This is a genomic window from Streptococcus infantis (assembly GCF_047464615.1).
In the GTDB taxonomy this organism is placed as follows: Bacteria; Bacillota; Bacilli; order Lactobacillales; family Streptococcaceae; genus Streptococcus; species Streptococcus infantis_Y.
This window is the reverse complement of record NZ_JASHBO010000041.1, coordinates 1-798: the sequence shown is the minus strand read 5'-3', so window position 1 is coordinate 798 and position 798 is coordinate 1. Positions and strand designations below refer to the sequence as shown.

At 34.6% G+C, this 798-nt stretch carries 1 pseudogene; it reads left to right on the top strand.

From position 1 onward, the window contains the following. Positions 1–56: 56 nt before the first annotated feature. Positions 57–798 (top strand): annotated as a pseudogene (locus tag QM450_RS10570) (IS3 family transposase); the annotation flags it as partial.

The following is a 798-nucleotide window of genomic DNA, read 5'->3' as shown; positions in this document are numbered from 1 at the left end:
GAATTGCACCCCAAAAGTTAGACAAAAGAAAATCTAACTTTTGGGGTGTTTTTATTATGAAATTAACTTATGAAGATAAAGTTCGGATCTATGAACTCAAAAAGCAAGGAGAGAGCTTTAGAAAGCTTTCAGATCAATTTGGGATAAACATTTCTAATCTTCAGTACATGATTAAATTGATTGATCGTTATGGAATAGAAATCGTCAAAAAAGGAAAGAATTGTTACTATTCTCCTGAACTAAAACAAGAGATCATTGATAAAGTTCTTCTTGAAGGTTGTTCACAAATTAGGGTGTCTCTGGATTATGCTCTTCCAAGTAGTGGAATGTTGCCTAATTGGCTAGCACAATACAAGAAAAACGGGTATACTATTGTTGAGAAAACAAGAGGGAGAATACCTAAAATGGGACGTAAGCCAAAAAAGAGACCTGAAGAGAGGACAGAATTAGAACGTCTTCAAGCAGAAAATGAGTACCTGAGAGCGGAGAATGCCATCCTAAAAAAGTTGAGAGAACTCCGATTGAAGGAGGAAAAAGAGAAAGAAGAAAGACAGAAATTGTTCAAGAATTAATTACTGAGTTTTCGTTAGATATTCTTCTAAAAGCCATTAAACTAGCTCGTTCGACCTACTACTATCACTTGAAACAGCTATACAAACCAGATAAGGACCAAGAGCTTAAAGCTGAAATTCAATCCATTTTTATCGAACATAAGGGAAATTATGGTTATCGTCGGATTCATTTAGAACTAAGAAATCGTGGTTATCTGGTAAATCATAAAAGAGTTCAACGCTTGAT